Annotated in this window: 3 protein-coding genes and 1 riboswitch; of the genes, 2 read left to right on the forward strand and 1 reads right to left on the reverse strand. The window is 70.7% G+C overall.

Annotated elements, in window-relative coordinates; genetic code table 11:
- Nucleotides 1-1,438, reverse strand: a 1,438-nt coding sequence (locus EYA84_RS24790; protein ID WP_153227116.1) for an AMP-binding protein, incomplete at its 3' end; no start/stop codon positions are given.
- A 120-nt stretch (nucleotides 1,439-1,558) separates the two neighbouring features.
- Nucleotides 1,559-1,767: riboswitch (cobalamin riboswitch) on the forward strand.
- 134 nt (nucleotides 1,768-1,901) lie between these two features.
- Here EYA84_RS24790 and EYA84_RS24795 point away from each other — a divergent pair.
- Together EYA84_RS24795 and EYA84_RS24800 are read left to right on the forward strand one after the other, a co-directional pair.
- Nucleotides 1,902-4,277, forward strand: a complete 2,376-nt coding sequence (locus EYA84_RS24795) for a ribonucleoside-diphosphate reductase subunit alpha (protein WP_131055833.1) — start codon at nucleotides 1,902-1,904, stop codon at nucleotides 4,275-4,277.
- Complete coding sequence (locus tag EYA84_RS24800) at nucleotides 4,274-5,320, forward strand: ribonucleotide-diphosphate reductase subunit beta (protein ID WP_394347611.1); 1,047 nt, start codon at nucleotides 4,274-4,276, stop codon at nucleotides 5,318-5,320. Before EYA84_RS24795 ends, EYA84_RS24800 begins: the two co-directional genes overlap by 4 nt.
- Nucleotides 5,321-5,616: the final 296 nt, after the last annotated feature.

Here is a 5,616-nt window from a genome sequence, read left to right on the forward strand (position 1 = left end):
AGAGGTGTATAAGCGCCAGGTCCGGGGCGGTGCAGCCGACCACCGCGGTCATCGTGGCCGGCAGCCCGGCGGTCGCGGCGGCCACCGCCTCCAGGTCGGACGCGTGGAACGTCCGGCCGTTGACGAAGATCACGTCCTTCGCGCGGCCGGTCACACAGAGCCGGCCGGCGCGCTGGAAGCCCAGGTCACCGGTGCGCAGCCAGCCGTCCACGAAGGTCTCCCGGCTGGCCTGCGGATCCCGGTGGTAGCCGCGCGCCACGTTCGGGCCGCGTACCTCGACCAGGCCCACCCGCTCCTCGGGCAGCGGACGGTGTAGTTCGTCGACGACGCGTACCTCGCAGCCGGGCACGGGGTGTCCCAGGTCCATCAGCTCCACCGCGTGCGTACCCGGCGCGGTGCTCACCGCCCGGCCCTGGCTCAGCGCGGCACGGTCCAGCACCAGCGGCGCGGCGACCTCCCCGGGCGGCGGGAAGGTCACCGCGAGGGTCGCCTCCGCCAGGCCGTACACCGGTCGCAGGGCGGCCGGGGCGAGCCCGGTCGGGCGGACGTGCGTCAGGAAGGCCCGCCACACCGTGGGGGAGATGGGCTCCGCGCCCACCACCACGCACCGGACGCGGCTCAGGTCGAGCGTGGCGAGAAGATCCGTCGGGACCCGGCGGACCGCCAGCGCCAGCGCGAAGTTCGCCGCCGAGAGCAGGGTCGCGCGATGCCGGTGGGCGGCGGTGAACCACAGTGCCGGGCGCTTGGCGAACGCCATCGGAGGTACGCGGACCTGCGTGCACCCGATGGCCAGCGGGGTCAGGTGGGTGCCGATCAACCCCATGTCGTGGAAGTACGGCATCCAGGTGACCAGCACGTCGTCCGGTCCGGCGCCGCTGGCCAGCCGGGACTGCTCCACATTGGCCAGCACGTTGGCGTGGGTCAGCTCCACCCCGCGCGGCGTGCCGGTGCTGCCGGAGGAGAACTGGAGGAACGCCACGTCGTCGGGGTCGGCGGCGAACGACTCCTCCAGCGGGGGGCTGGTACGCAGGTCGGCCAGCCGCAGCACCAGGCCCGCCAGCCCGTCGGCGACCGCCCCGGTGGCGTCGTCCACCACGGTCACCGCGTCGGCGAGCAGCTCGCGCACCGCCCGTACCCGGGCCGGTTCGGGCGGCAGCGGCACCGGGACCAGCCCGGCGGCGAGCGCCCCCCAGAACAGCGGCTGGAAGTCGTCGCCGGCGTCGGCGACCAGGATCACCGGGGTGCCGGGGATCACGCCGGCCGCCCGGTAGCCGCCCGCCACCCGCAGCGACTCGTCCCGCAACTGCCGCACGGTGACGGTGCGCTCGGTGCCGTCCTCGCGAACGTGCACGACCACCTGGTCGGGTGCGCGATCTGCGGCCTGGACGAGGACGTCGAGCAGTGTCCGTCGGTCGCCGGGTCCGGCCGCAGTCTGCACGCGACGATGCTAGTGGGCATGATCGAGTACCCGGCCGACGGTCGCCGGGATGCCCGTCATCTGACACGCGACACGCCCGGCACAGCATCTGGTGTTGCCATCTCCGCACCGCACCCATATATGGTGTGCCCCGTAGCTGGTTCGACCGCCGCTCCACGGCGGTCGAGGCAAGAGGGAACCCGGTGTGAATCCGGGACTGCCCCGCAGCGGTGAGTGGGAACGACCGCCGTCATCACGCACTGGACCCGCCAGGTCTGGGAAGCGACGGCCAGTAGGCGCGAGCATCAGGCCCACGAGTCCGAAGACCTGCCAGCGCGCCGCACGCGACGTGTGCGGCGGTCGAAGGCCGCGTGGGACGGCCGACGCCAGGAGCTGGTCGTCACGGCAGCAGTGCCGTCGGCAGACCGGCGGCGTCCTCCCGCGCGGACCCGACGATCTCGGGGACAGGCGTGAGGAGGGGAACATGACGGTGACCCAGGAGCAGGCGGGGCCGGAGCAACGCCGGCACGTCATGCAGGTCCGCAAGCGGAACGGCGACACCGAGCCGGTGGACGTCAACAAGATCGTCAAGGCGGTCGAGCGGTGGGTCGCCGACCTGGACGAGATCGACCCGCTGCGGGTGGCGACGAAGACCATCAGCGGGCTGTACGACGGCGCGACCACGGCCGAGATGGACAAGCTCTCCATCCAGACCGCGGCCGAACTGATCGGTGAGGAGCCGCAGTACTCGAAGCTGGCGGCCCGACTGCTGGCCGCGTACGTGGACAAGGAGGTCCGCGGACAGCAGGTGGCCAGCTTCAGCCAGTCCATCCGGTACGCACACGGCCTGGGCCTGATCGGCGACGACACCGCCGCGTTCGTGGCCCGCAACGCCCGCAAGCTGGACGACGCCGTCGACCCGGCGGGGGACCTGCGCTTCGAGTACTTCGGCCTGCGCACCGTCGCCGACCGGTACCTGCTGCGGCACCCGCAGACCCGGCTCGTGGTGGAGACGCCGCAGTACTGGCTGCTGCGGGTCGCCTGCGGCCTGTCCCAGACGCCCGGCGAGGCGATCGGCTTCTACCGGCTGATGTCCAGCCTGGCCTACCTGCCCAGCTCGCCGACGCTGTTCAACTCCGGCACCCGGCACACGCAGATGTCCTCGTGCTTCCTGGTCGACTCGCCGCGCGACGAGCTCGACTCCATCTACGAGCGCTACCACCAGGTCGCGAAGCTGTCCAAGTTCTCCGGTGGCATCGGCATCTCCTGGTCCCGGGTGCGCGGTCGGGGCGCCCTGATCCGGGGCACCAACGGCAGGTCGAACGGCATCGTGCCGTTCCTCAAGACACTGGACGCCGGGGTGGCCGCGGTCAACCAGGGCGGCCGTCGCAAGGGCGCGGCCTGCGTCTACCTCGAACCGTGGCACCCGGACGTGGAGGAGTTCCTCGAACTGCGGGACAACACCGGCGAGGAGTCCCGGCGTACGCACAACCTGAACCTCGCCAACTGGATTCCGGACGAGTTCATGCGCCGGGTCGAGGCGGACGGCGACTGGTCGCTGGTCGACCCGTCGGACGCCCCCGAGCTGCCCGACCTGTTCGGTGAGGCGTTCGACGAGGCGTACCGCGCGGCGGAGAAGAAGGCGGTCAAGACCGTCAAGGCCCGAGACCTGTACGGCCGGATGATGCGGACGCTCGCGCAGACCGGCAACGGGTGGATGACCTTCAAGGACGCCTCGAACCGGCTCTCCAACCAGACCGGTGCCCCGGGCAACACCATCCACCTGTCGAACCTCTGCACCGAGATCCTGGAGGTCAACGACGACGCCGAGACGGCGGTCTGCAACCTCGGGTCGGTCAACCTGGGCGCGCACGTCACCGCGGACGGGGTCGACTGGGAGCGGCTGCGCGCGACGGTGCGTACCGCCGTGGTGTTCCTGGACCGGGTGATCGACATCAACTACTACCCGGCCGAGCAGGCGGCGGCGTCGAACCCGCGCTGGCGCCCCGTCGGGCTCGGGCTGATGGGCCTCCAGGACGCGCTCTTCACGCTGCGCCTGCCGTTCGACTCCCCGGCCGCCCGGGAACTGTCGACCCGCGTGCAGGAGGAGATCTTCCTGACCGCGTTGGAGACCTCCGCCGGGCTCGCCGAGCGGTTCGGCCCGCATCCCGCGTACGCCGAGACCCGCGCCGCCCGGGGTGAGCTGCACCCGGACCTGTGGGGCGCCGAGGTCGGCCAGACCGAGCGGTGGGCCGCGCTGCGCGAGACGATCGGTCGGCACGGCCTGCGGAACTCGCTGCTGGTGGCGATCGCCCCGACCGCCACCATCGCCTCGATCGCCGGCTGCTACGAGTGCATCGAGCCGCAGGTGTCCAACCTGTTCAAGCGCGAGACGATGTCCGGCGAGTTCCTCCAGATCAACACCTATCTGGTCCGCGAACTGAAGGCGCGCGGGCTGTGGACGGCCCCGATCCGGGAGCAGATCAAGCGCGCCGAGGGTTCCGTGCAGGGCGTGGTCGAGCTGCCCGCCGACGTACGCGAGCTGTTCCGGACCGCGTGGGAGCTGCCGCAGCGGGCGCTGATCGACCTGGCGGCGGCCCGCGCCCCCTTCATCGACCAGTCGCAGTCGCTGAACCTGTTCCTGAGCGCGCCGACCATCGGCAAGCTCTCCTCGATGTACCTGTACGCCTGGAAGTCCGGGCTGAAGACCACCTACTACCTGCGGTCGCGTCCGGCGACCCGAATCCAGCAGGCCACTGTCGCCGTCACCCCGAGCGTCACGCCGGTCGTGGCGGTCAGCGACGACGAGGCGTTGGCCTGCTCCCTGGAGAACCCCGAGAGCTGCGAGGCATGCCAGTGACCACCGTCTCCGAGACCAGCACCAGCACCGGCGTGGGGGAGCGGCACCTGCTGCTCGACCCCGGCATGGACCTGACCCTGCGGCCGATGCGCTACCCGCAGTTCTTCGACCGCTTCAAGGACGCCATCAAGAACACCTGGACGGTGGAGGAGGTCGATCTGCACTCCGACCTCGCCGACCTGGCCAAACTCTCCCCGGCCGAGCAGCACCTGGTGTCCCGGCTCGTGGCGTTCTTCGCCACCGGCGACACCATCGTCGCCAACAACCTCGTGCTCAACCTCTATCAGCACGTCAACTCGCCGGAAGGCCGGCTGTACCTCTCCCGGCAGCTGTTCGAGGAAGCGGTGCACGTCCAGTTCTACCTGAACCTGCTGGACACCTACGTTCCGGACGAAAAGGAACGGTTCGAGGCGTTCGCGGCGGTGGAGAACATCCCGTCGATCGCCCGCAAGGCCGAGTTCTGCTTCAAGTGGATCGACTCCATCTTCGACCTGCGCGAGCTGCGGACCCGCGAGGACCGGCGGGCCTTCCTGCTGAACCTGATCTGCTTCGCCGCCTGCATCGAGGGCCTGTTCTTCTACGGCGCTTTCGCCTACGTCTACTTCCTGCGCTCCCGGGGGCTGCTGCACGGCCTCGCCTCGGGCACCAACTGGGTGTTCCGCGACGAGTCCATGCACATGGCCTTCGCCTTCGACGTGGTCGACACCGTCCGCGCCGAGGAGCCGGACCTGTTCGACGCCGAGCTGGAGCAGCAGGTCAAGGACATGCTGGCCGAGGCGGTCGAGTGCGAGGTGCAGTTCGCCGTCGACCTGCTGGAGCAGGGCGTCTCCGGCATGTCGCCGGCCGACATGCGGGAGTACCTCCAGCACGTGGCCGACCGGCGGCTGGCCGTCCTCGGCATCGCACCGATGTACGGCAGCGGCAACCCGTTCGCGTTCATGGAGTTGCAGGACGTCCAGGAGCTGTCGAACTTCTTCGAGCGGCGGGTCTCCGCCTACCAGGTCGGGGTGACCGGCTCGGTCAGCTTCGACGACGACTTCTGAGCCGCTGAGGTGTACCGCTGTCCCGGGTGGCAGGACGCCGCCCGGGACAGCAGCGCTCCCGGCTCGTGCTCCGGTCTGCGTCCGGCGCCGGTCCGTGCTCCGGTCGGTGTCCGGCTGGGTCATGTCATCGGCCCCTTTCGAGCTGAGTCGTTTGCGCTATCGGCCCCCCGCGATCCGTCCCTGCTGTCAGCTCGACAGGGCCCGCACCCGACTCGCCGGCCCGCACCTCGCGTCCCGCGCCGCACCCCGCGTCCCACGCCGCCCTGCCCCCTGTCTCTTATCCACATCCCGAGCCC

This window comes from Verrucosispora sp. SN26_14.1 (assembly GCF_004307965.1).
Taxonomy (GTDB): Bacteria; Actinomycetota; Actinomycetes; order Mycobacteriales; family Micromonosporaceae; genus Micromonospora.

Bases quoted from the DNA above. Each gene is read 5' to 3' on its own strand.
- EYA84_RS24795 (WP_131055833.1), top strand. From the start codon at position 1,902: ATGACGGTGACCCAGGAGCAGGCGGGGCCGGAGCAACGCCGGCACGTC.